The 24,898-nt window shown below is 58.8% G+C and carries 20 protein-coding genes and 2 tRNA genes; 16 read left to right on the plus strand and 6 right to left on the minus strand.

Going from position 1 to position 24,898, the window contains the following annotated elements; all coding sequences use genetic code 11:
* Nucleotides 1-165 precede the first annotated feature (165 nt).
* The 6 genes from JFU37_RS06500 to JFU37_RS06525 all read left to right on the plus strand — a co-directional run bounded on the left by JFU37_RS06500 (nucleotide 166) and on the right by JFU37_RS06525 (nucleotide 7,311).
* A complete protein-coding gene (locus tag JFU37_RS06500) occupies nucleotides 166-2,616 on the plus strand; it encodes a penicillin acylase family protein (protein WP_201114220.1) in 2,451 nt (816 codons plus the stop codon).
* Nucleotides 2,617-3,115: 499 nt separating this feature from the next.
* Nucleotides 3,116-3,898, plus strand: coding sequence for a transporter substrate-binding domain-containing protein (locus JFU37_RS06505; protein WP_201114222.1), 783 nt, complete (start codon nucleotides 3,116-3,118; stop codon nucleotides 3,896-3,898).
* A 56-nt stretch (nucleotides 3,899-3,954) separates the two neighbouring features.
* Complete coding sequence (locus JFU37_RS06510; protein ID WP_201114224.1) at nucleotides 3,955-4,683, plus strand: ABC transporter permease; 729 nt, start codon at nucleotides 3,955-3,957, stop codon at nucleotides 4,681-4,683.
* Nucleotides 4,680-5,390, plus strand: a complete 711-nt coding sequence (locus JFU37_RS06515; protein ID WP_201114226.1) for an ABC transporter permease — start codon at nucleotides 4,680-4,682, stop codon at nucleotides 5,388-5,390. The genes JFU37_RS06510 and JFU37_RS06515 overlap by 4 nt, the downstream gene beginning before the upstream one ends.
* 24 nt (nucleotides 5,391-5,414) lie before the next feature.
* Complete coding sequence (locus JFU37_RS06520; RefSeq protein WP_201114228.1) at nucleotides 5,415-6,533, plus strand: succinylglutamate desuccinylase/aspartoacylase family protein; 1,119 nt, start codon at nucleotides 5,415-5,417, stop codon at nucleotides 6,531-6,533.
* Between the two features lie 13 nt (nucleotides 6,534-6,546).
* Complete coding sequence (locus JFU37_RS06525) at nucleotides 6,547-7,311, plus strand: ABC transporter ATP-binding protein (protein ID WP_201114236.1); 765 nt, start codon at nucleotides 6,547-6,549, stop codon at nucleotides 7,309-7,311.
* Nucleotides 7,312-7,455: 144 nt separating this feature from the next.
* On the opposite strand, the gene JFU37_RS06530 is transcribed toward JFU37_RS06525, so the two are convergent.
* Both JFU37_RS06530 and dcd read right to left on the minus strand, forming a co-directional pair.
* The gene (locus JFU37_RS06530; RefSeq protein WP_201114237.1) at nucleotides 7,456-7,665 is read right to left on the minus strand and encodes a hypothetical protein; all 210 of its coding nucleotides are present in this window, start codon (nucleotides 7,663-7,665) and stop codon (nucleotides 7,456-7,458) included.
* 107 nt (nucleotides 7,666-7,772) lie between these two features.
* Nucleotides 7,773-8,339, minus strand: a complete 567-nt coding sequence (gene dcd / locus JFU37_RS06535) for a dCTP deaminase (protein ID WP_201114238.1) — start codon at nucleotides 8,337-8,339, stop codon at nucleotides 7,773-7,775.
* Nucleotides 8,340-8,693: 354 nt separating this feature from the next.
* On the opposite strand from dcd, the gene JFU37_RS06540 reads away from it, so the two are divergent.
* On the plus strand, nucleotides 8,694-8,903 hold the full coding sequence (locus JFU37_RS06540; RefSeq protein WP_002554837.1) for a cold-shock protein: 210 nt from the start codon (nucleotides 8,694-8,696) through the stop codon (nucleotides 8,901-8,903).
* A 164-nt stretch (nucleotides 8,904-9,067) separates the two neighbouring features.
* On the opposite strand, the gene JFU37_RS06545 is transcribed toward JFU37_RS06540, so the two are convergent.
* Nucleotides 9,068-10,075, minus strand: a complete 1,008-nt coding sequence (locus JFU37_RS06545; protein ID WP_201114239.1) for a DUF481 domain-containing protein — start codon at nucleotides 10,073-10,075, stop codon at nucleotides 9,068-9,070.
* A 222-nt stretch (nucleotides 10,076-10,297) separates the two neighbouring features.
* On the opposite strand from JFU37_RS06545, the gene JFU37_RS06550 reads away from it, so the two are divergent.
* From JFU37_RS06550 to JFU37_RS06565, 4 genes are all read left to right on the plus strand, one after another.
* Nucleotides 10,298-10,651, plus strand: coding sequence for an MGMT family protein (locus tag JFU37_RS06550; RefSeq protein ID WP_201114240.1), 354 nt, complete (start codon nucleotides 10,298-10,300; stop codon nucleotides 10,649-10,651).
* Nucleotides 10,652-10,695: 44 nt separating this feature from the next.
* Complete coding sequence (locus tag JFU37_RS06555; RefSeq protein WP_201114241.1) at nucleotides 10,696-12,255, plus strand: AmpG family muropeptide MFS transporter; 1,560 nt, start codon at nucleotides 10,696-10,698, stop codon at nucleotides 12,253-12,255.
* 143 nt (nucleotides 12,256-12,398) lie between these two features.
* The gene (locus JFU37_RS06560) at nucleotides 12,399-14,114 is read left to right on the plus strand and encodes a proline--tRNA ligase (RefSeq protein ID WP_201114242.1); all 1,716 of its coding nucleotides are present in this window, start codon (nucleotides 12,399-12,401) and stop codon (nucleotides 14,112-14,114) included.
* Between the two features lie 17 nt (nucleotides 14,115-14,131).
* On the plus strand, nucleotides 14,132-15,085 hold the full coding sequence (locus JFU37_RS06565) for a hypothetical protein (protein WP_201114244.1): 954 nt from the start codon (nucleotides 14,132-14,134) through the stop codon (nucleotides 15,083-15,085).
* 95 nt (nucleotides 15,086-15,180) lie between these two features.
* Here JFU37_RS06565 and dinB read toward each other — a convergent pair whose 3' ends face one another.
* The gene (dinB, locus tag JFU37_RS06570) at nucleotides 15,181-16,242 is read right to left on the minus strand and encodes a DNA polymerase IV (RefSeq protein WP_201114252.1); all 1,062 of its coding nucleotides are present in this window, start codon (nucleotides 16,240-16,242) and stop codon (nucleotides 15,181-15,183) included.
* Between the two features lie 301 nt (nucleotides 16,243-16,543).
* On the opposite strand from dinB, the gene JFU37_RS06575 reads away from it, so the two are divergent.
* The 4 genes from JFU37_RS06575 to JFU37_RS06590 all read left to right on the plus strand — a co-directional run bounded on the left by JFU37_RS06575 (nucleotide 16,544) and on the right by JFU37_RS06590 (nucleotide 21,138).
* A tRNA-Met gene (locus JFU37_RS06575) sits at nucleotides 16,544-16,620 on the plus strand.
* A gap of 222 nt (nucleotides 16,621-16,842) precedes the next feature.
* A tRNA-Met gene (locus JFU37_RS06580) sits at nucleotides 16,843-16,919 on the plus strand.
* A gap of 278 nt (nucleotides 16,920-17,197) precedes the next feature.
* Complete coding sequence (gene mprF, locus JFU37_RS06585) at nucleotides 17,198-19,840, plus strand: bifunctional lysylphosphatidylglycerol flippase/synthetase MprF (RefSeq protein WP_201114254.1); 2,643 nt, start codon at nucleotides 17,198-17,200, stop codon at nucleotides 19,838-19,840.
* On the plus strand, nucleotides 19,840-21,138 hold the full coding sequence (locus JFU37_RS06590) for a virulence factor family protein (RefSeq protein WP_201114257.1): 1,299 nt from the start codon (nucleotides 19,840-19,842) through the stop codon (nucleotides 21,136-21,138). Before mprF ends, JFU37_RS06590 begins: the two co-directional genes overlap by 1 nt.
* 345 nt (nucleotides 21,139-21,483) lie before the next feature.
* On the opposite strand, the gene JFU37_RS06595 is transcribed toward JFU37_RS06590, so the two are convergent.
* Nucleotides 21,484-21,774, minus strand: coding sequence for a type II toxin-antitoxin system Phd/YefM family antitoxin (locus JFU37_RS06595; RefSeq protein ID WP_201114259.1), 291 nt, complete (start codon nucleotides 21,772-21,774; stop codon nucleotides 21,484-21,486).
* A gap of 492 nt (nucleotides 21,775-22,266) precedes the next feature.
* Between JFU37_RS06595 and JFU37_RS06600 the strand changes: the two genes are divergently transcribed.
* Nucleotides 22,267-22,572, plus strand: a complete 306-nt coding sequence (locus JFU37_RS06600; protein WP_201114261.1) for a DUF3077 domain-containing protein — start codon at nucleotides 22,267-22,269, stop codon at nucleotides 22,570-22,572.
* 210 nt (nucleotides 22,573-22,782) lie between these two features.
* On the opposite strand, the gene JFU37_RS06605 is transcribed toward JFU37_RS06600, so the two are convergent.
* Nucleotides 22,783-24,684 (minus strand): potassium transporter Kup, encoded by a 1,902-nt coding sequence (locus JFU37_RS06605; RefSeq protein WP_201114263.1) that lies wholly within the window; start codon nucleotides 24,682-24,684, stop codon nucleotides 22,783-22,785.
* Between the last annotated feature and the right edge of the window lie 214 nt (nucleotides 24,685-24,898).

Here is a 24,898-nt window from a genome sequence, read left to right on the forward strand (position 1 = left end):
GACTTTTCCCATGCAGGGTCATTGAATTTCCTGTACTTCAGCATCACCTCCTCTTACCGGCAAGCCATCAAACGCAAAAGAAATAACCCCGCCGCCGCTTGCGCGCCCCCGTCCTGCTCACTAACGTAGCGCCTTTACTGACGCTACCCCCGCAGGAGCTTTGCCATGGCCTCGCCAGCCCTTACACATTTTCTTCCCCGGTTCGGCGTTGCCGCAGCAGTGGCCGGTGTTTTGAGCCTGACCGGTTGTCAGACCTGGAACACCCAGGACACCCTCCCGCCGACCACCGGCGTGCAGCCGCTCAAGGGGCTGGCGCAGAACGTTTCGGTGCGCCGTAATGCCATGGGCATGCCGCTGATCGAAAGCAACAGCTTCCATGACGCCTTGTTCGCCCTCGGCTACGTCCACGCCAGCGACCGCATCACGCAAATGGTCACCTTGCGCCTGTTGGCCCAGGGCCGTTTGGCGGAGATGTCCGGTTCGGACTTGCTCGATGCCGACCGCTACATGCGTGCAGTCAACCTGAAGAAAAGCGCCAGCGAGCTGTACAAGGCGTCGTCACCGCGCCTCAAACGTTTCTTCGAAGTCTATGCGCGCGGGGTCAACGCCTACCTGTTCCGCTACCGCGACAAGTTGCCAGCGGACCTCGCGGCCACTGGCTACAAGCCTGAATATTGGCAGCCAGAAGATTCGGCGCTGATTTTCTGCCTGCTGAACTTCAGCCAATCGGCCAACCTGCCGGAGGAAATCTCGTCGCTGGTGCTGGCCCAGACCGTCACCACCGACAAACTGGCGTGGCTGACGCCGTCCGCGCCTGACGAAAAACTGCCACTGGCTGAAAGCGAAAAACTTCAGGGCCTCAAGCTCAATGGGCAAATTCCGGGGCTGGCCGAGCTCAGCAAAGCCACCCGTCAACTGTCTGATCTGAACCTGCTGGGCGCCACGTCATCGAATAATTGGGCCATCGCCCCGCAACGCAGTCGCAGCGGCAAAAGCCTGTTGGCCAGCGATAGCCATGGTCCCCTGGGCGTGCCGTCGTTGTTCAGTTATGTGCAGATTCGTGCACCGAAGTACCAGGCCTCTGGCGTGACCATCGCCGGGCTGCCGATGGTGCTCGGTGGATTCAACGGCAAAGTGGCGTGGAGCATGACCGCGGTCATGGGCGACAACCAGGACGTGTTCCTGGAAAAAATCAAACGTCAGGGCAACGGACTGTCCTACGAGGTCGGCGGCAAATGGCAGCCGGTCGTCGTTCGCAACGAAACCTACTTCGTCAAAGGCCAGCGGCCGATTCGCGAAGCGGTGTACGAAACCCGCCACGGGCCAATGCTCAATAGCGCCCAAGGCACCGAGCTGGGTAATGGCTTTGGCCTGGCCCTGCAGACGCCGAGCTTCACCGACGACAAGACCCTTGACGCGTTTTTCGACCTGTCCCGGGCGCAGAACGTCGAGAAAGCATCGGACGCCAGCCGTGAAATCCGCGCCATCGCGCTGAATCTGGTGTTTGCCGACGCCAGCAACATCGGGTGGCAGGTCACCGGTCGTTACCCGAACCGTCGCGAAGGTGAAGGCCTGCTGCCATCGCCGGGCTGGGAAGGTCGTTACGATTGGGACGGTTACGCCGACCCGATGCTCCACCCCTACGACCAGGACCCGGCACAAGGCTGGCTCGGTACCGCCAACCAACGGGTCATTCCCCATGGCTATGGCATGCAACTTTCCAATTCATGGTCGACGCCGGAACGTGGCGAACGCTTGGCCGAACTGGCTGGCGCGGGCAAACACGACACGCGCAGCCTGATCAACATGCAATACGACCAGACCACGACCTTCGCCGCCAAACTAAAGAAAATGTTTGAAGCACCGGGCATGTCCCAACCGCTCAAACAGGCCATCGAAGCCTTGCCCGTCGCTGATCGTGGCAAGGCTCATGAGGCATTGGCACGCTTGATGGCGTTCGATGGCAAGCTCAGCGCGACCTCCTCCGACGCAGCGATCTATGAGCTGTTCTTGCAGGAAAGCACCAAGCAGATCTTCCTCGACGAACTGGGTCCGGAAAGCAGCCAGGCGTGGAAAGCGTTTGTCGCCAACGGCAATTTGTCCTACGCAGCGCAGGCCGATCACCTGCTGGGGCGCGAGGACAGTCCGTTCTGGGATGACACCCGCACGCCACAGAAAGAAGATAAACCGACGATCCTTGCTCGCAGCCTCGCGGCGGCAATCACCGCGGGCGACAGCCAGTTAGGCGGCGATCACAAAGCCTGGCAGTGGGGCAAACTGCACCGCTACGAATGGAAGAATGCCAGCGGCCAGACCGTGCGCGGTCCATTGGCGGCGGGCGGCGATCACACTACCCTGAACACCGCGGCATTCGCCTGGGGCCAGGACTTCAACACCACGCTGGCACCGGGCATGCGCTTTATTGTCGATTTCGGCCAGGCCGAACCGTTGATGGGGCAGAACGGCACTGGGCAATCCGGCAACCCGGCCAGTCCGAACTACCTCGACAGCATCGATCCATGGCTCAAGGGCCAGTACCTGAGCTTGCCCATGCAGCCGCAGAACTTTGACAAGGTTTACGGGAACAAACGGTTGACCCTGACACCTGGGAAGTAGGTTCGCCACCGGCCAACTGTGAGAGCGAGCCTGCTCGCGAAGGAGGTGTGTCAGTTAGCGATGATATTGACTGACACACTGCCTTCGCGAGCAGGCTCGCTCCCACATTGGAATGTGGTTTCCCCTGCACATCTCGACCCATTCTGGTGCGCAGCGATTACACCGTCACCGTCCGGGACGGGTGGACTCGATTCCCTTTGTGGGAGCGAGCCTGCTCGCGAAAGCGGTCTGTCAGAAGCATTGATATCGACCGACACGCCCGCTTCGCGAACAGGCTCGCTCCCATCTTGGTTTGCGACACCACGAACCAAGTTGGTGCAGCTATTTTTTAGTGCCCATTTTCGTGCACAATTCCGGCTCTGCCACTTCTCGTATCACCTTTTAAAACGCTTGTTCGGGACTCTGGTTCGGAAATTGCTACTTTCATTAGGTCTTACGCTTTCCAGTAACAATAATTCTGCGCCACAAGCGCTCATATTGGTTCTTAGGGATTTGAATAATGAAAAAAGCATTGCTGACCCTTTCCGCACTGGCGTTGTGCATGGCTGCCGGCTCCGCCATGGCAAAGGAATACAAAGAACTGCGTTTTGGTGTTGACCCTTCCTACGCTCCGTTCGAGTCGAAAGCGGCCGACGGTAGCCTGGTGGGCTTCGACATCGATCTGGGGAACGCGATCTGCGCCGAGCTGAAGGTCAAGTGCAAATGGGTCGAAAGCGATTTCGACGGCATGATTCCGGGCCTGAAGGCCAACAAATTCGACGGTGTGATCTCTTCGATGACCGTTACCCAGGCCCGCGAAAAAGTCATCGACTTCTCCAGTGAGCTGTTCTCCGGCCCGACGTCTTTTGTGTCCAAGAAGGGCTCCGGCATTACCGCAGATACCGCTTCGCTGAAGGGTAAAAAGGTCGGCTACGAGCAAGGCACCATCCAGGAAGCCTACGCCAAAGCCGTGCTGGACAAGGCTGGCGTGACCACTCAGGCCTACGCCAACCAGGACCAGGTCTATGCTGACCTGACGTCCGGTCGTCTGGACGCGTCGATTCAGGACATGCTGCAAGCCGAACTGGGCTTTTTGAAGTCGCCACAAGGCGCCGAATACGAAGTCAGCAAGCCAGTGGATGATCCACTGCTGCCAGCCAAAACGGCTGTCGGTATCTCGAAAGGTAACAAAGACCTCAAGGCACTTCTTGATAAAGGTATCAAAGCGTTACACGACGATGGCACCTACGCCACCATTCAGAAGAAACACTTTGGCGATCTGAATCTGTACAGCGGCAAATAATGCCCGGCGCCCATCTCGCGATGGGCGCTTTTTTCTTCCGATCAGGTTGCAGATTTATGTTCGAAAACCTATTACAAAACCTGGGGCTTTCAGCCTTCAGCCTCAAGGGCTTCGGTCCGTTGCTGATGCAAGGCACCTGGATGACCATCAAATTATCGGTGTTGTCGCTGTTGGTGGCCGTGTTGCTCGGTCTGCTGGGCGCCAGTGCCAAGCTGTCAAAAGTCAAACTGGTGCGGGTTCCGGCCCAGATGTACACCACACTGATTCGCGGCGTACCGGACCTGGTGCTGATGCTGTTGATTTTCTACAGCCTGCAAACCTGGCTGACGTCGTTTACCGACTTCATGGAATGGGAATACATCGAGATCAACCCGTTCAGCGCCGGGGTCATCACCCTGGGCTTCATTTATGGCGCGTATTTCACCGAAACCTTCCGTGGCGCGATCCTCGCGGTACCTCGTGGTCAGGTTGAAGCCGCCACCGCTTATGGCCTCAAACGCGGTCAGCGTTTTCGTATCGTGGTGTTCCCGCAGATGATGCGTTTTGCCTTGCCGGGTATCGGCAACAACTGGATGGTGATGCTCAAGGCGACCGCGCTGGTGTCGATCATCGGCCTCGCCGATCTGGTCAAGGCGGCCCAGGACGCCGGTAAGAGTTCCTATCAACTGTTTTACTTCCTGGTGCTGGCCGCGATGATTTACCTGCTGATCACCAGCGCTTCCAACGTCGTCCTGCGTTGGCTCGAACGCCGCTACGCCGCCGGTTCCCGGGAGGCCGTACGATGATCGAACTCTTGCAGGAATACTGGAAACCCTTCCTTTATACCGACGGCTACCACATCACCGGCCTGGCCATGACCATGTGGCTACTCAGCGCCTCGATCTTCATCGGTTTTCTGGTGTCGATCCCACTGTCCATCGCCCGAGTCTCGCCGCACTACTACATTCGCTGGCCGGTGCAGTTCTACACCTACCTGTTCCGGGGTACGCCGCTGTATATCCAGCTGCTGATTTGCTACACCGGCATTTACAGCCTGGCCGCCGTACGCGCCCAGCCTGTGCTGGATTCGTTTTTCCGCGATGCGATGAACTGCACCATCCTGGCCTTCGCCCTGAACACGTGCGCGTACACCACGGAGATCTTCTCCGGGGCGATTCGCAGCATGAACCATGGTGAAGTCGAAGCTGCGAAAGCCTATGGTCTGACAGGCTGGAAGCTTTATGCCTACGTGATCATGCCGTCTGCCCTGCGTCGCTCGCTGCCTTATTACAGCAACGAAGTGATTCTGATGCTGCACTCGACCACTGTGGCGTTCACCGCAACGATCCCGGACATCCTGAAAGTGGCGCGAGACGCCAACTCGGCAACGTTCCTGACCTTTCAGTCGTTCGGCATCGCCGCGTTGATCTATCTGACCGTGACCTTTGCGCTGGTCGGCCTGTTCCGTCTCGCCGAACGCCGATGGCTGGCGTTTCTCGGGCCGACCCACTAGGACCCGCTTTAGGAATAAAGAGACATGCGCCACACGATTCATGACCTGCTGGCCCCGCTGCCAGGGACCGCACGACAGATACACAGTTTCCATTTCGGCCCGGAGTCGGCCAAAGGCAAGATCTACATCCAGTCATCCCTGCACGCCGATGAAATGCCCGGCATGCTGGTCGCCTGGCACCTCAAGCAGCGTCTGGCAGACCTGGAAGCCGCTGGCCGCCTGCGCAGCGAAATCGTGCTGGTCCCGGTGGCCAATCCGGTCGGCCTGGAACAAGTGCTGATGGATGTGCCGCTGGGCCGCTATGAGCTGGAAAGCGGGCAGAACTTCAATCGTTGGTTCGTGGATTTGAGTGAAGAGGTCGGCAATGAAATCGAAGGCCAGCTCGGCGACGATCCACAGCACAACCTCAAACTGATCCGCGACAGCCTGCGCGGCGCCCTCGCCCGGCAGACCGCCGGCACTCAACTGCAATCCCAGCGCCTGACCCTGCAACGCCTGGCCTGCGATGCTGACATGGTGCTGGACTTGCATTGCGATTTCGAAGCGGTCGCGCACCTCTACACCACGCCTGAAGCCTGGCCCTTGGTCGAGCCGTTGGCCCGTTACATTGGAGCTGAAGCCAGTCTGCTGGCCACCGACTCTGGCGGTCAGTCGTTCGATGAGTGTTTCACCCTGCTCTGGTGGCAGTTGAAAGAACGCTTCGGCGAGCATTTCGATATACCGCTCGGCAGTCTCTCGGTCACCGTCGAATTGCGCGGCCAGGGTGACGTCAATCACCCTCTGGCCAGTCTCGACAGCCAGGCATTGATCGACTACCTGATTCATTACGGCGCAATCGACGGTGAACCGGCGCTGCTGCCCGAACTGCCCTACCCGGCCACACCGCTGGCCGGTGTCGAACCGGTGGCCACACCTGTGGGCGGGCTGCTGGTATTCACCGCGTTGCCGGGGGAATACCTCGAAGCCGGGCAACTGATCGCCGAAATCATTGACCCGATCAACGATCGCGTCACCCCTGTCCATTGCACCGCCGCCGGGTTGATGTACGCCCGTTCGCTGCGCCGCATGGCCACTGCCGGCATGGTGATCGCCCATGTCGCGGGCACCGAAGCCTATCGCAGCGGCTACCTACTTTCGCCTTGAGGATGCATGCCCCATGTACAAACTGACCATCGAAGGCCTGCATAAAAGCTATGGCGATCATGAAGTACTCAAAGGTGTTTCGCTCAAGGCCAACACCGGCGATGTCATCAGCCTGATCGGCGCCAGCGGCTCGGGCAAAAGTACCTTCCTGCGTTGCATCAACTTTCTGGAACAACCCAACGACGGCGCCATGAGCCTCGACGGCCAGAACGTCCGCATGATCAAGGACCGCCATGGCATGCACGTGGCCGATGCCGATGAACTGCAACGGATCCGCACCCGTCTGGCCATGGTGTTCCAGCACTTCAACCTGTGGAGCCACATGACGGTGCTGGAAAACATCACCATGGCGCCACGCCGGGTGCTGGGCTGTGACAAGAAAGAGGCCGAAGACCGTGCCCGCCGTTACCTCGACAAGGTCGGTCTGGCGGCACGGGTGGCGGATCAGTACCCGGCCTTTCTCTCGGGCGGCCAGCAACAGCGCGTTGCAATTGCCCGCGCACTGGCCATGGAGCCGGAAGTCATGCTGTTCGACGAACCGACTTCAGCGCTCGACCCTGAACTGGTGGGCGAAGTGCTCAAAGTGATCCAGGGTTTGGCTGAAGAAGGCCGGACCATGATCATGGTCACGCACGAAATGAGCTTTGCCCGAAAGGTGTCGAGCCAGGTGCTGTTTCTGCACCAGGGCTTGGTGGAGGAAGAAGGCGCGCCGGAAGACGTGCTCGGCAATCCGAAAAGTGAACGGCTGAAGCAATTCCTCAGCGGCAACCTGAAGTAAATCGGCAGCACACCTACAAATCCCTGTAGGAGCGAGCTTGCTCGCGAAGGACGTTAACGATGACGCGTTTTTCCAGAATAAACGCGTTGCTCTCAGGACCTTCGCGAGCAAGCTCGCTCCTACAAGTTCGCCAGCGGTAGGGTTTCAAGCAACGGGCGCGGGAGGCGGCTCATCCGGCAGGGTGGGCTCTCCGGGCTCCATAGGTTGTTCGTTTGGCGTATCGGGATCAGGCTGGCCGGGGATGCCCCCTGCCCCGCTGATAGGCGGATGTGCCAACAAGGACCAGGCCAAAACGCCAACCTGATTGGGCTCAAGCCTTGCCAGTTCGGCACTTATTCGTGGATCGATCTTCATACAGCACTCCTGAGCAATGGCCCGTTCCGCTGTACGCGAACCGGGCAGTACACCCCAATAGAGTGTCTACCTGCTCAAGAATTCCCGCCAGTTACCAGATGAATGGATCAGGTGCGTGGCAGGGTGACGCCGAGCTGGCCCTGATACTTGCCACCACGGTCCTTGTAGGAGACTTCGCACTCTTCGTCGGATTCGAAGAACAACATCTGTGCCACGCCTTCATTGGCGTAGATTTTCGCCGGCAGGGTCGTGGTGTTGGAGAATTCCAGGGTCACGTGGCCTTCCCACTCTGGCTCAAGCGGCGTCACGTTGACGATAATGCCGCAGCGCGCGTAGGTGCTTTTACCGAGGCAGATGGTCAGCACGTTGCGCGGAATGCGGAAGAACTCCACGGTGCGCGCCAGGGCGAACGAGTTCGGCGGAATGATGCAGACGTCACTCTTGACGTCGACGAAGCTCTTCTCGTCGAAGTTCTTCGGATCGACGGTCGCCGAATTGATGTTGGTGAACACCTTGAATTCATCGGCGCAACGCACGTCGTAGCCATAGCTCGACACACCGTAGGAAATCACTCGGTCGGCGCCTTCACCGCGCACCTGGCGCTCTACGAAGGGCTCGATCATGCCGTGCTCTTGCGCCATGCGGCGAATCCACTTGTCCGATTTGATGCTCATGGCGGGTGTCCTGAATAGCGAGGTGGAAAAATTCTGTCCGGCATCTTACCGGGGCGCGCCGCCGGGTTCAAAGTCCGGGGCGCAAATCTTGCCGATCCCCGGTAAATTGCGGGGCTGGCGCGCAAATTGACGGACCGTCAGTCATGAAAACAGAGAAACCTTCGCAAGAAGCATTGGCACGTTCCGGAAAAAGGGTTAAGGTGGCGCCACTGTGCTGCTTGTGTCACTGAGAATCTCTACACGATATGTTGAATTTCGATCCAACCATCTACAAGAATTTTTCCTGCTCTTTGCACTCAGTCTCGGCCAGGGTTCTTCCTGAGTCGCAGTTATCTTTGTTCAAGGAGTTACACCATGTCTAATCGCCAAACCGGTACCGTTAAGTGGTTCAACGATGAAAAAGGCTTCGGCTTCATCACTCCACAATCCGGTGACGACCTGTTCGTTCACTTCAAAGCTATCCAATCCGACGGCTTCAAAAGCCTGAAAGAAGGCCAACAGGTTTCTTTCATCGCTACCCGCGGTCAGAAAGGCATGCAAGCTGAAGAAGTTCAAGTTATCTAACTTGTACTTGCTTTAGTAAAAGGCCCCGCCCTCAAAAGCGGGGCTTTTTTGTGCCTGTGTGTTTTACAGGTACAAAAAGATCGCAGCCTTCGGCAGCTCCTACAGAATGTACGCCAATCCAATGTAGGAGCTGCCGAAGGCTGCGATCTTTTAATCTTGGCGTCTTACCAGGTCACGCCAAACCCTGCCGTATACCGCGTCTTGCTCAGATCAGCTTCTTCGCTACCGGTGATGATGTGCTTCTCGGCCTTCAGATTCAGCGACGCCCACTCGGTGACCTTGTAGCGCAGCCCCGTCTCGGCATCCAGCGCATAATCGGCCACGCCGGATAATGGCTTGGCGACTTCGCCATTGGTGAAGAACTCGACGCGCTTGCCAATCAGGTAGCGGTTGTAATCCCACTTCATCGCCAGGGAATAGAAGTTCTCCTTGCTGCCATCGGCGAACTCATAGTCCGTGCGATTGACCAGCGAGCCCAGGGAGAATGCGCCCAATTCGTCGTCCCAGAACTGATAACCCGGACCGGTACCGACGGTGCGCTGACGGGAAAGGTCTTCGACCGTGTCGTGCTTGTAGACCAGACGACCTTGCCAGAACCATTTATCGGTCAGGAAGCGGTCAAGGGAGTACTCGGCCCGCCAGTTGTTCGTGGTGACCACGTCATCCTGGAATTCACGGTTGTACTCACCTTCCGCGGTATGTCGCCATCGACCATGACGCGCAGTGGTCTTGAAGTCGATGTCGTAGTCATCGGTGTCCTTTTCCGCCCGCTGATAATCCAGCGCGGCATCGATATTCCCCTTCCACACCAGATCCTCGACCACAGGCTTAGGCTTGAGAATCTGCTGGATACTCGCGAGCTCAACGGTCTTGGGGGCTTCACCGTTGGCCAGGATCACCTTGCCGTCGCCTGCCGCATGCAGCGACTTGGCTTTCTCGCCGGTGTAGGCATCCTGCTTGACCAGCAGTTCCTGATCGCTTTCCAGGGTCTTGACCTGCTTCCAGTCGATAGGAATCGCACCGGCGTAATCGGTCTGGATCAACAGTTTGCCACCATCGAAAAGAGTGATCTTGCCACTCAGTTTGTCACCGTTCTTCAACCAGACAGTATCGGCGAGCAACGGCGTGGAAGCGCTCAAGACAGCGAGGCATAGCAGGGTTCTGGACACCATAAGCAAACACGGGCTCAAGATTGCGAAAAAAAGTCGGCATTATCCGCAGGAATAAGGCCCTAGCAAGGACTGACCCGACTATTTCTATTGAGTTCATTTCTGCAGGAGCAGCCGGTCGACGCTCGATTGCTGCGATAAACTTTAAATTGACGGATCCTCCAGAGCATCCCGTCATCGTTAACGCCCATCGCGAGCAAGCTCGCTCCTACAGGAACCCAGGACGTGACCGACGCAACCACCGAACCCGAAAGCGCGGCGCAAATCCGACGCACGGCGCTCTACCTGACATTGGCCCAAGTCCCCGAGGGCAAAGTCGTCAGTTACGGCCAACTCGCTGAACTGGCGGGCCTGGGCCGCGCCGCCCGCTGGGTCGGGCGAACACTGAGCCAATTGCCGGGCGACAGCAAACTACCCTGGCACCGTGTACTCGGCGCCGGCGGGCGTATCAGCCTGCCTGTTGGCAGCCCTTCAGGGGATGAACAACGCGCGCGTTTGCGCATGGAGGGCGTCAGTATCCTGAATAATCGTGTTGATATTCAGCGCCATGGCTGGCGTCCGGTGGACCACAGCGGTTAGAGTGCGCGCTTTGTTTCCGTAACTCTTGAGGCAGACTCCAGCCCATGCCCCGTAAAACCTGGCGCGCCGCGCTCGCCGCCTATGCCAGCCCTTCAACGCTCGTGCTGTTGTTGCTCGGCTTCGCCGCAGGCCTGCCCTACATGCTGGTGTTTTCGACACTGTCGGTCTGGCTGCGTGAAGCCGGCGTGGCTCGCGAAACCATTGGCTATGCAAGCCTGATCGGCCTGGCCTACGCCTTTAAATGGGTTTGGTCACCGCTGCTCGACCAATGGCGCCTGCCATTGCTCGGCAAACTCGGTCGACGACGCTCCTGGCTGGTCCTTTCCCAGGCACTGGTTATTCTCGGTTTGATCGGGATGGGCTTCTGCGACCCGCAAAAGCATTTGTCCTGGCTGATCGCTATCGCGGTAGTCGTTGCGTTCGCCTCGGCGACGCAAGACATCGCCATCGACGCCTATCGCCTGGAGATTGCTGAAGACAACCGACAAGCCGCACTGGCCGCCAGCTATATGTCGGGTTATCGGATTGCCGCGCTGCTGGCCACCGCCGGCGCGCTGTTCTTTGCCGAGGGTTTCGGCTCCACCGGCTTCAACTACAAGCATTCAGCCTGGGCCGGCACTTACGTGCTGTTTGGCGCCCTGATGGTGCCTGCGCTGCTGACCTCGTTGTTCATGCGCGAACCGCCGGTGCCGCTGCGCACTCAGTTGCAGGCCGGGCGCTACAGCTTTGTGCATCAACTGGCGTCGGTGTTCGTGCTGATCGTATTGCTGATTTCCGTGCCAGCCATGTTCACCCAGCTCTACTACACCGATTTCGCCAGCGTGTTGTTTAAAGGCGTGAGCTTGCTCGACCTGCTTCTCGAAGACCGCGCATTCCTGCGGGCGATCCTCTACACCATGCTCACAGCCTTGTGCCTGTCGTCCATGGGCCGCCGCGGCCTGGCACCGGTGCTGACACCGGTCAACGATTTCATTCTGCGTTACCGCTGGCAGGCTCTGCTGCTGCTGGGACTGATCGCCACCTATCGGATGTCCGATACGGTGATGGGCGTCATGGCCAACGTTTTCTACATCGATCAAGGTTTCACCAAGGATCAGATTGCCAGCGTCAGCAAGATCTTCGGCCTGATCATGACCCTGGTCGGCGCCGGCATGGGCGGCCTGTTGATCGTGCGCTTCGGCATCCTGCCGATTCTGTTCATTGGCGGCGTTGCGTCAGCCGCCACCAACTTGCTGTTCCTGATGCTCGCCGACATGGGCGCCAACCTGAACATGCTCATTCTCACCATTTCCCTGGACAACTTCAGCTCGGGCCTGGCGACCTCGGCGTTCGTCGCCTACCTGTCGAGCCTGACCAACCTCAAGTTCTCCGCCACCCAATACGCCCTGCTCAGCTCGATCATGCTCTTGCTGCCACGCCTGATCGGCGGCTACTCGGGTGTCATGGTGGAGAAATTCGGCTATCACAACTTCTTCCTGATTACCGCCTTGCTGGGCGTTCCGACACTGCTGCTGATCGCCCTGCACTGGTTCCAGGAGAGCCGCCGCGCAGGTCCGACCCCTAAACCAGAGCCGGTTCCGACGCAGGTGGTGGAAGAGTCGTAGGCTCTTTACGCAGGATGCATCGCAAAGAGCGGCGCGATTCCCGCCCTCCCGCCACACCGCCGACCGCACGCCTGTACGTCGGCGGATCTCGCCCGTACAATGCTCCGTCATTTCTCGTCATCAGCAACCGACAACGGCCAACCATGCGCACCAGTCAATTTTTGCTCGCCACACAGAAAGAAACGCCTTCCGACGCGGTCGTGATCAGCCATCAGCTGATGCTGCGCGCCGGCATGATCCGCAAACTCGCCTCGGGCCTGTACACCTGGCTGCCGATGGGCTTGCGAGTGATGCGCAAGGTCGAAGCCGTCGTTCGCGAAGAAATGAACGCCGCCGGCTCTCTCGAAGTGTTGATGCCGAGCACTCAACCGGCTGAGCTGTGGCAGGAATCCGGTCGCTGGGAAGAATACGGCCCTGAATTGCTGCGTTTCAAGGATCGCCACGGTCGCGACTTCTGCGCCGGCCCGACCCACGAAGAAGTCATCACCGACCTGATGCGCAACGAGTTGAGCAGCTACAAACAGCTGCCAATCAACCTGTATCAGATCCAGACCAAATTCCGTGACGAAATCCGTCCACGCTTCGGTTTGATGCGCGGCCGCGAATTCATCATGAAGGACGCCTACTCCTTCCACGCGGACCAGGCTTCGCTGCAGGTCACTTACGACCGCATGCACCAGGCGTACTGCAACGTGTTCACCCGTCTGGGCCTGAAGTTCCGTCCCGTTGAAGCCGACAACGGCTCGATTGGCGGCGCCGGCTCCCACGAGTTCCACGTTCTGGCCGAATCCGGCGAAGACGATATCGTCTTCAGCAACGGTTCCGACTACGCCGCGAACATCGAGAAAGCTGAAGCCGTGCCGCGCGAAACCTCCCGCGCACTGCCTGCCGAAGAGCTACGCCTGGTCGACACCCCGAACGCCAAGACCATCGCGCAACTGGTCGAAGGCTTCAACCTGCCGATCGAGAAGACCATCAAGACCCTGGTGGTTCACGCTGAAGAGCAGGGCAAGCTGATTGCCCTGATCATCCGTGGCGACCATGAGCTGAACGAAATCAAGGCCGCCAACCAGCCTGGCGTCGCCAGCCCGCTGGTCATGGCGTCCGAGTCCGAACTGCGCGACGCCATTGGCGCCGGCGCCGGCTCCCTTGGCCCGTTGAACCTGCCACTGCCAATCATTATCGACCGTTCCGTCGAACTGATGAGCGACTTCGGTATCGGTGCCAACATCGACGACAAGCACTACTTCGGCGTGAACTGGGAGCGCGATCTGCCGGTTCCGACCGTTGCCGACCTGCGCAACGTTGTCGCCGGCGATCCTAGCCCTGACGGCAAAGGCACGCTGGAAATCAAGCGAGGCATCGAAGTCGGGCACATCTTCCAGCTGGGCAACAAGTACAGCAAAGCGATGAAGTGCGAAGTGCTGGGCGAGAACGGCAAGCCGGTCACACTGGAAATGGGCTGCTACGGCATCGGCGTTTCCCGCGTGGTGGCTGCTGCCATCGAGCAGAACAACGACGCCAACGGAATCATCTGGAGCGACACATTGGCGCCGTTCCAGGTCGCACTGGTGCCACTGCGCTACGAAACCGAGCAGGTTCGCGAAGCCACCGACAAACTGTACGCAGAACTGACGGCTGCCGGTTTCGAAGTGCTGCTGGATGATCGTGACAAAAAGACCAGCCCGGGCATCAAGTTCGCGGACATGGAGCTGATCGGCATTCCTCACCGGATCGTGGTCAGTGACCGCGGCCTTGCCGAAGGCAATCTGGAATACAAGAGCCGCACTGAGCCCGACGCGCAAGCGCTGCCGGTCGCTGACGTGCTGTCCTTCCTCCAGGCCCGTATCCGCCGCTGACACCAGATAGAGAAGTCATGTTCAAGCGAAACACCTTAGGCCTCGGTGGTGCCGCCCTGTGCGGCACCCTGCTGGTCAGCGGCTGTGCCAATCACATGTCACAACGCAATGAGCACGAGGAGCGCGTCGAGCGAAAACTGCTCGACCACAGCCTGCAGATCGATGTCGGCGAGCCCAAGATGCTTGAGCTTCCGCAACGCCGGGTGAAAATTCACGAACAGAAGACGTTTGAAATCACCGAGTTCGAAGTCACGCGTCGCTATGACCGCTACACGCCCTACCAACCCTGGCGGGAGATCTACGAGATTCCGCTGGGCGCGGTGGCCGTGGTCGCCGGTATCGGTGCGAATGTGGTCAACGTGTTCGCTCTCGGCAATCTGCCAGACAGCGTGACGAAGGACTGGCTCAGCTATGGTATCGCCGGGCTCAACCCGTTCATGAACGTGCAGTCTCATGGCCGCGCGCAACAGAACCTGGCGGGCATCGACGAAGTTCAGCGCGACAAACGCACCGAATACTCGAGCCTGCCCTGGAGCGAACGTCCGGTTGAGGTCAAGGCCGGCAAGGAAACCTTCGAACTGACCACCGACAAAAACGGCGTATTGCGCCTGAACCTGTTGGACAGCCCGTTCGCCGAACATGACATCAATCATTTAAGCCGACTGCTGATCAGGGTCGAAGACAGCCAGGGCGATGTGCGCACCGACTCATCCCTGGCGATCAGCAGCTCATTGCGTGGCAAGCTGCTGGAAGCCCACGGGTTGATTTACGATGACCTCGAAGACGATGAAGTGAGCCAGTGGGTGCACCGGGTCAAACGTCTGTCGGAGCTGGGTCTGGAAGAAGAAGCCAGTGAGCTGGAACAGAGCCTGATCGAACTGACGCGCAACGATCCGGAGTTGCAGACGGAATTTCTCAAGTCGTTGACCAAGAATGCCGGGCGACTGGTGGCGGATCCGGGACCGAATTAAGCCCCTTAAAAGATCGCAGCCTTCGGCAGCTCCTACAAGGGAGCGCACTCCGATGTAGGAGCTGCCGAAGGCTGCGATCTTTTGCTTTTTCAGTCCTACCGCTCAAACAACTCCATCTGCTCAAACCCACCCCGCAAATCCTCCAGCCGCACCCCTACCCCCAACAATCGCACCGGTTTCCCGCCCCGATTGAAGGCCTGGGTCAGCAACAACTGATAGCTGCCCAAATCCCGCCCTGCCCCGGCTTGCTCCAGCGTGGTCTGGGTGAAGTCATGGAATTTTACTTTGACGAACGGTTTGCCCGGCCGATAGCTACTGTCGATCCGCGCCATGCGACTACTCAGGGTTTCCAGCAACTCGGGCAGCTTATCCAGGCAACTGACCAGATCCGGCAAGTCCACGTCATAGGTGTTCTCGACACTGATCGACTGCCGACGACTGTCGTTGTGCACCAGCCGATCATCGATCCCACGCGCCAGGCTCCAGAGACGCTCACCGAAACTGCCAAACTCTCGCACCAATGCCAACTTGTCCCACTCGCGCAAATGCGAGCAATCGACGATGCCGAGCCTGCCCAGCTTATCGGCGGTGACTTTGCCAACTCCGTGCAACTTGCTGACAGGCAAGCCACTGACAAAGTCCTCGACCTGATCCGGCGTGATAACGAACAAACCGTTGGGCTTTTTCCAGTCGCTGGCGATCTTGGCGAGAAACTTGTTCGGCGCCACGCCGGCCGAGACGGTGATGTGCAGCTGATTGGACACTCGCCGCCGGATGTCCTGGGCAATTCGCGTGGCGCTGCCGCCGAAATGTGCACTGTCCGATACGTCGAGGTAGGCCTCATCGAGAGAAAGCGGCTCGATCAGATCGGTGTAATCGCGAAAGATCGTATGAATTTCCTTCGACGCTTCTCTATAGGCGTCCATCCGCGGTTTGACGATGGTCAGGTCCGGGCACAGCTTCAGGGCATGCCCGGAAGACATGGCCGAGCGCACACCGTACGCCCGCGCCTCATAGTTGCAGGTGGCGATCACCCCGCGCCGATCCGCCGAACCGCCCACCGCCAAAGGTTTACCGGCCAGGCGCGGGTCATCACGCATCTCGATCGCCGCGTAGAAGCAGTCACAGTCGACGTGGATGATTTTTCGCTGGGTCATATAAAAGCGGTGTTCATGGCGATGAAAAGGAGTCATAGCGTGCCGGATAGGCAGTATCTCACTGGCAACTGTATATAGCACCAGTAGTCTGAATGTTCTTTTCTACGCGTAGGAAAAGTACCGGATGAATTTATTTTATCAATCGACAAGCTCATCCCAATAGAGCTGCAAGCCTTGCCACGTCTGCCTTACAGCCGATAACGCCTCCTCGTTTTTTATGCTAAGCGATTGAACCAGAAGAGTTTTATCCAGATTGAAGGTTGACAGCCCCGCGATCCTCTGTAGAATGCCGACACACAGACGCGGGATGGAGCAGTCTGGTAGCTCGTCGGGCTCATAACCCGAAGGTCGTCGGTTCAAATCCGGCTCCCGCAACCAAACATCAAAAAAGGCTACTCGAAAGAGTGGCCTTTTTTGTGCGTGTCTGTTTTGTAAAAAAACGACGTGCACATCCGATCGTGCGCGGAAATGAGAAATCGTTCTGATTCCGAAACTTAAGACGCCCCTATGACCGTTCGCCACTCTTTTACGCTTATTTGACCCTATTCAGGATTAACGGTTGACACCCCGGCGTATCTCTATAGAATGCCGCCACACAGACGCGGGATGGAGCAGTCTGGTAGCTCGTCGGGCTCATAACCCGAAGGTCGTCGGTTCAAATCCGGCTCCCGCAACCAAACATCAAAAAAGGCTACTCGAAAGAGTGGCCTTTTTTGTATCTGTTGAAAAAGTCCTTTCGCAACAATGATCTGTCACTCTGTAGTGAACCGTTCGGGATCACCACCGCTCTGAGATCAGACTATGCTGAATCGCAGGCAGGCCCCTCTACGACTGATGACGTGCCGTCGCCTAATACCGGTGAGAGGCGTTAATATTTGTGATTATTTTTTTCTACAGGGATTGGTAACTTGACTCGATACCCCCATCCTGTCGCGCACAATCCAAGAGGTGATTGATGCGCGCCAACTCGTCTGATTCACAAGACACCGTCACAGCGACACAACCGATCAAAGCCGAGCGCCTGCGCCTGCTTGATCGAATCAGCAAATACCGTCAGCCCATCGGCTTGGCCGTCACGTTGCTGTTGTTCGCTATCGCGTTGATTGCCTGTCGCCATCTGTTGAGCGAGCTGGACCTGTACGCTCTGCACGACTCGATTCTTGAAGTACCTAAACCGGCGTTGCTCGGCGCGCTGGGCGCGACCGTGGTCGGTTTCATTGTTCTGCTGGGCTACGAGTGGTCGGCCAGCCGCTATGCCGGCGTGACGCTGGCACCGCGAACACTGGCACTGGGCGGCTTCACCGCGTTCGCCATTGGCAATGCGATTGGCCTGTCGATGCTGTCGGGTGGCTCGGTTCGCTACCGTTTATATGCACGACATGGCCTGGGCGCCGCTGAAGTCGCGCACATGACGTTGTTCGCCAGCCTCTCACTCGGCTGTGCCCTGCCCCCGCTCGCCGCCCTGGCGACCCTCAGCGACCTGCCTGCCGCCTCTTCGGCGCTGGGTCTGTCCGAGATATTGCTGGGCTCGATTGCCGTGGCGTTACTGCTGCTGTTCTCGGTCCTGGCCATCGGCATTTACCGCCGTCGCCTGCCGGACCAGCCTTACCCGGATAACCTGCTGGTCAAGGTCGGACGCCGCACCTTGCGCCTGCCGGGCCGCCGACTGACCTTTCTGCAACTGATCATCACGGCCCTGGACGTGGCTGCTGCCGCGACGGTGCTCTATCTGTTGCTGCCCGAAGCACCGCCCTTCGGCGCATTCCTGCTGGTGTACCTGCTGGCGTTGGCCGCTGGCGTGCTCAGCCATGTGCCCGGCGGCGTCGGGGTGTTCGAAGCGATTCTGCTGGCCGCCTTCTCCGACACACTCGGCGCGGCACCGCTGGCGGCTGCCCTGCTGCTCTATCGCCTGATCTATGTGGTGCTGCCGTTGCTGGTGGCCTGCGTGTTCCTGCTGATCAACGAAGGTCAGCGCCTGTTTCAGTCGCGCCAGTCCTTGAGGGTTGCGTCTGGCCTCGCGGCGCCGATTCTCGCGGTGCTGGTGTTCCTGTCCGGCGTGGTACTGCTGTTCTCTGGGGCAACGCCGGAAATCGACACCCGCCTGGAGCACATCGGTTTTCTGATCCCGCATCGATTGGTCGACGCCTCGCACTTCGGCGCCAGCCTGATCGGTGTTCTTTGCCTGCTGCTGGCCCAGGGCCTGCGTCGGCGACTGTCGGCCGCGTGGATGCTGACCACCATTCTGTTGCTGGTCGGCGCCCTGCTCTCTTTGCTCAAGGGTTTCGACTGGGAAGAAGCCTGCCTGATGACCCTGACCGCGAGCCTGCTGGGGGTTTTCCGGCGCTCGTTCTATCGCGCCAGCCGCCTGACCGAAGTGCCGTTCTCGCCGCTGTATCTGGTGTCCAGCCTTTGCGTACTCGGCGCGTCGATATGGCTGCTGTTGTTTGCCTATCAGGACGTTCCGTACAGCCATCAACTCTGGTGGCAGTTCACCCTCGATGCCGACGCCCCTCGCGGATTGCGCTCACTGCTCGGCGCCGCCGTGCTGTTGGTGGTGGTGTCTCTGACCTGGCTGTTGCGCACCGCGCGCCCGGTGATCCACCTGCCGACACCGGAAGAACTGGACCGCGCAGTGAAGATCCTCATGGCCTCCGCCCAACCGGATGGTGGCCTGGCGCTGACCGGTGACAAGGCGCTGTTGTTTCACCCTAACGACGAGGCGTTCCTGATGTACGCCCGCCGTGGCCGCAGTCTGGTGGCGCTGTATGACCCGATCGGCCCGACCCAGCAACGGGCGGAAATGATCTGGCAGTTCCGCGACCTCTGCGACATCCATCACGCCCGCCCTGTGTTCTATCAAGTGCGCGCCGAGAACCTGCCGTACTACATGGACATCGGCCTGACCGCGATCAAGCTCGGCGAAGAAGCCCGGGTCAATCTGCAGCGCTTTGATCTCGAGGCCAAGGGCAAAGAGATGAAGGACCTGCGCTACACCTGGAATCGTGGCACCCGCGATGGTCTGTCGCTGGAGATCCATGAGCCCGGGCAAGCGCCGATGGATGAGCTCAAGGTGATTTCCGATGCCTGGCTGACCGGTAAAAATGTGCGCGAGAAAGGCTTCTCCCTCGGCCGTTTCAGCGATGATTACCTCAAACACTTCCGCGTCGCGGTGATTCGCTTTGAAGGACGCCCAGTGGCATTCGCCAACCTGCTCGAGACCTACGGCCACGATTTGGCCAGCCTCGACCTGATGCGCGCGCACCCGGACGCCCCTAAGCTGACCATGGAGTTCATGATGGTCGGCCTGATACAGCATTATAAAAATCATGGATATGCACGGTTCAGCCTGGGCATGGTGCCGCTGTCGGGGCTTCAACCCCGTCGGGGCGCGCCACTGACTCAGCGTCTGGGCTCGATGGTTTTCCGCCGTGGTGAGCAGCTCTACAACTTCCAAGGTTTGCGCCGCTTCAAAGACAAATTCCAGCCTGACTGGGAACCCCGTTATATGGCCGTGCCCGCCGGACTCGATCCGCTGGTCGCCCTGGCCGATACTGCTGCCCTGATTGCGGGCGGCTTGACTGGATTGGTGAAACGCTGATGATTCAACGCTCCTTGCGGTACGTACTGGCCACACTGGTAGTGCTGGCCCTGATTCTCGGTGGCGGGTACTGGTACCTGAAACGTCCGGCACCGGCACCGACGCTCGAATTGCTGACACCGGTCGATGGCGCCGTCATGACCCGCGTAATTCCCGGTACCACGCCGAAGGCCCAAGTGCTGGTAGCGGTCAATGAAGACCAGAAGCTCAGCGACCAACAACTGATGACCCTGAGCCGCTCCGCCTCGGCGCAGATTGTTCAAGTGATTCTGCCCAAAGAATGCCTGCTGCAAAGTCGTGCGCTGCAATCGGCCCTGCGAGAACTCAAAGGCCCGGCCACCCTGGTCAGTGGCATCGGCCCTGGTGCCGTGCTGGCGTGGCGCTGGTTGTCCGAGCAGAAGAACGACAAGGCCCAGGCCGTTTCCGTCGATCTGGCGCTGGAAAAACCCGGCTGCACCCACCTGCTGCCGAAAAGCGCCGCCCACGGGCATTGGCTGGTGGCCTGGAACGACAACCCGGACGACGCCAGCGCGGGCTTCGTGCGAGACCAACCCAACGCCGAAACCAGCATCAGCGACTACGACATCAACTTGCCGCAGGTGCTGAACAACGAACTGCGCAAGATCCTCGTCGGCGGCGACAAAGCCGCTGGCGGCCTGCAGATTCCGGTGGTCGAAGTCCCGGCCGGCCAGGCCAAGGACACCGTCACCCTGTTCCTGTCCGGTGATGGCGGCTGGCGCGACCTGGATCGCGACGTCGCGGGCGAGATGGCGAAGATCGGCTACCCGGTCGTCGGGATCGACACCCTGCGCTACTACTGGCAACACAAGAGCCCGGAGCAAAGCGCCCTGGACCTCGCCGAACTGATGCAGCACTACCGGCAGAAATGGGGCACCAAGCGCTTCATCCTGACCGGCTACTCCTTCGGCGCCGACGTCCTCCCGGCGATCTACAACCGGCTGGCCGAGTCGGAACAACAGCGCGTCGATGCAATCATCCTGTTGGCCTTCGCCCGCACCGGCAGCTTCGAAATCGAAGTCGAAGGCTGGCTCGGCAACGCCGGTAAAGAAGCCGCCACCGGCCCGGAAATGGCCAAGCTGCCGCCCGAGAAAGTGGTGTGCATCTACGGTGAAGAAGAAGTCGATGAAAGCGGCTGCACCGACAAGACCGCGGTAGGCGAAGCGATGAAACTGCCTGGCGGCCATCACTTCGACGAAAACTACCCGGCGCTGGCCCAGCGTCTGGTGGACATCATCGTCAAACGGCAAGCCAAGGATGAGGCGACGGCTCAGGAGTGATCTGAACCCCGCCGAACAAAAAAAGCCCTCGCTGCCTCACGGTAGCGGGGGCTTTTTCATTCCAACTGACATCACAGATCCACTGTAGGAGCGAGCTTGCTCGCGAAAAACCTGAGAACTCCTCGGGGTATCAAGCTAACCGCGTTATCGTTGACGATCATCGCGAGCAAGCTCGCTCCTACAGGTATGCCCTTTGGCCTCAAGGGTTTTGTCGTTAGAGCCGACGCTCTGTCGCGTCGTAGACCTCTTCGTCACGAATGCGATTCGCCGCCACAGCTCCCAATAGATCCAGATCCTTCTGAACCTCCGGATGATAGATCACGCCCCAAACCATCCACAGCTCCTTTAGTCTTTCCTGGCGTACCGTGCCCGCATATCGTCATGGCTGACTGCCTTGGTCTCATCAAAACCGGTCAGGCGTTCCCGAGCGGCTACTTCAATCCGAAGGTCATCCAGCTCGTCGAGCATTTCCTGATACGCATCGACATTGATAATTACCGCAGCCGGTTGATTGTCTTTGAAGATAACCAGGCGCTCAGTGGTGCGACTGGAAATCTCCTTGAGCCTCGCGCTGAAGCCCCTGACCATGGCAGTCACCGATATGGCTTGGTCAGCACGCTCTAATAATGCCGTCATACTCACCTCTCTACCTACTCGTGCAAATTTGAACACACTGTTCTACGCAGAGTATTGCGTCGAATTCGACATACCGCAAACTGTAGAAAACGCGAGTCTCCTTCCAGCGATCGTAAAATTGCTCGCCGCGTTTACTTTCGTTTACCAAAGGTGTCGCAATATCGGATGACGCCCACAGACCTTGTAGGCAAACTCCGAATCGTGCTTTTTGGGCACTTTGATGCCTTGTTGCGCTTTTCTTCGACGGGATACTCTCCGGACGTCGCTGACCATTCAGCGATCGGGTGTGGTAACCCGGCGAGTAAAGGCGCAACAGCTTCCCTTCACGAATGCAGTCGGATGTATGGCTGTGATTCTGTGTTATGGCGGCTGTGCGTGGGACGCTTTCGGGCGTGCCGGTCTCCTTGGCTCCCGGTTTACCACCCTGCGCACAGCTGCCTCCCATTCGTGTGGTAACGAATGCAGCAGCTCCCTATGTCAAGGAGCAAGACTATGAACAAAACAAATCCGCCCGAAACGTCAGAACTGAAAACCATCGGCCTCACCCCTCTCATCTACTGCTCAAACCAACCGCTGTTCCATGTCACCCGAGACGTTCCCCTCGGCGATGCGTTAGCCATGGCTTCTGATTTTCTGTTCCTTGCCAAAGAACTGACCAGAGATGCTGCCTTTAACCGTGATACCGACCGACATATCTGGGCCGCGCATTATCTGACGGCGATGAGCAAGGCAGTGGTAGATGATGTGGTTAAGGTGCTCGAGCGACCTGCTCGGACTACGACTGAATCTAAAAACTAACGGCTTGAGTGCAGCGGGCACCGAATTCCCCTGTAGGAGCGAGCTTGCTCGCGAGAAACCCAAAGGCGCCGCGGGTTTGCCGGTTTCACGCGTTATCGTTCACGACCTTCGCGAGCAAGCTCGCTCCTACAGTATTCTCGTCAGTTCGGAGCATCAGACACAAAAAAGCCCCCGCTGCCTTCATGGCAAACGGGGGCTTTTTGATGGGGCTTACATCTCTACTTGTGTACCCAGCTCAATCACCCGGTTCAGCGGCAGATTGAAGAAACGCAGGTTGCCGTTGGCGTTCTGCAACATGAAGGCGAACAGCCCCTCACGCCAGCGAGCCATGCCTTCTAGCTTGGAGGCGATCACCGTCTCGCGACTGAGGAAGTAGGTGGTGCGCATCGGACTGAAATCCAGGTCATCCAGATGACACAGCTTCAACGCCTGCGGTACGTCTGGTTCGTCGACGAAGCCGAAGTGCAGGATCACCCGGAAGAAACCTTCGCCGTAGGAATCGACCTCGAAGCGCCGGGATGCAGGTACTCGCGGAATGTCTTCGTACACCACCGTCAGCAGTACCACTTGCTCGTGCAGCACCTGGTTATGCAGCAGGTTGTGCAACAGCGCATGCGGCACGGCGTCCGGGCGTGCGGTCAGGAACACTGCAGTGCCCTGGACGCGATGCGGTGGTTGCACGGCGATGCTGCTGATGAAGATCGGCAGTGGCAATCCACCCTCATCGAGACGCTCGACCAGCAATTGCTTGCCGCGTTTCCAAGTGGTCATCAGCACAAACAGCGCGATACCGGCGATCACCGGGAATGCCCCGCCCTGCACGATTTTCGGCACGTTGGCGGCGAAGTACAGACCGTCCACCAACAGGAAACCGATCAATAGCGGCACAGCGAGGAACGGAGGCCATTTCCACAGCAGCAGTATCACCGCCGACACCAGGATGGTGGTCATCAGCATGGTCCCGGTCACGGCCACACCATAAGCCGAGGCCAGCGCACCGGAAGATTCGAAACCCAGCACCAGCAAAATCACGCCGACCATCAGCGCCCAGTTCACTGCGCCGATGTAGATCTGGCCTTGTTCGGCGCTGGAGGTGTGGCGAATGTGCATGCGCGGAATATAACCGAGCTGAATCGCCTGACGGGTCAGGGAGAACGCACCGGAAATCACCGCCTGAGAAGCAATCACCGTGGCCAGGGTCGACAAGCCCACCAATGGAATCAGCGCCCAGCTCGGAGCCAACAGATAGAACGGGTTGCGAGCAGCTTCTGGATCACCGAGCAGCAGCGCACCCTGGCCGAAGTAATTGAGCACCAGCGCCGGCAGTACAAGAATGAACCATGCGCGGGCAATCGGCTTGCGACCGAAATGGCCCATATCGGCGTACAGCGCTTCGGCACCGGTCAGTGCCAGTACTACCGCGCCGAGGATGGCCACGCCCATGCCCGGATGAGTGACGAAGAAGCGTACGCCCCAGACCGGGTTCATCGCTTGCAACACTTCAGGGTGCTGCATGATGCCGTAGACACCCAGCGCGCCCAGCACCAGAAACCAGGTCACCATGATCGGTCCAAACAGAATGCCGATCCGCGCGGTGCCGTGGCTCTGAATCAGGAACAGCGCCACCAGCACGATCAGCGAGAGCGGCACCACCCAATGGTCGATGCCATTGAATGCCAGCCCCAAGCCCTCAATCGCCGAGAGTACGGAGATCGCCGGGGTAATCATGCTGTCGCCGTAGAACAGCGCCGCGCCGATCAGCCCGCAAACCACCAGAAAGCCACGCAACTTCGGATGCCCCGCCGCCGCTCGCCGGGCCAGTGCAGTCAAGGCCATGATCCCGCCTTCGCCCTGGTTATCGGCGCGCAGGACAAACATCATGTACTTGATCGAGACAACCCAGATCAGCGACCAGAAGATCAGCGCCAGGATTCCCAACACGCCGTCATGATTGACCGGTACGCCATAGCCACCGGAAAACACTTCTTTGAGGGTGTACAACGGGCTCGTGCCGATGTCGCCATAAACCACCCCGACCGCCGCGACCAGCATGCCTATCGGCTTCGCCACCGAATGACCGGCACCCGCCGCCTGACTACTTGCCTGACCCATCCACCACTCCTACTACCCAGACCGGACTTCTTTGGAAGAAGCACTATGCTTTGCCGTGCAGCATGCGCTGTTTTACTTATGGTTACAGACGTTTTATTGACTGTAAAAATTCGGTAAAGCGTAACGGCGCGAAGCATAGCGCAGCACTCGTCGTATTTCCCTGCATAAAGCTGGTCAAGTGAACGACTCATCGCTAGAATTGCGCACTTTTTGA

The organism is Pseudomonas sp. TH41, from assembly GCF_016650695.1.
In the GTDB taxonomy this organism is placed as follows: domain Bacteria; phylum Pseudomonadota; class Gammaproteobacteria; order Pseudomonadales; family Pseudomonadaceae; genus Aquipseudomonas.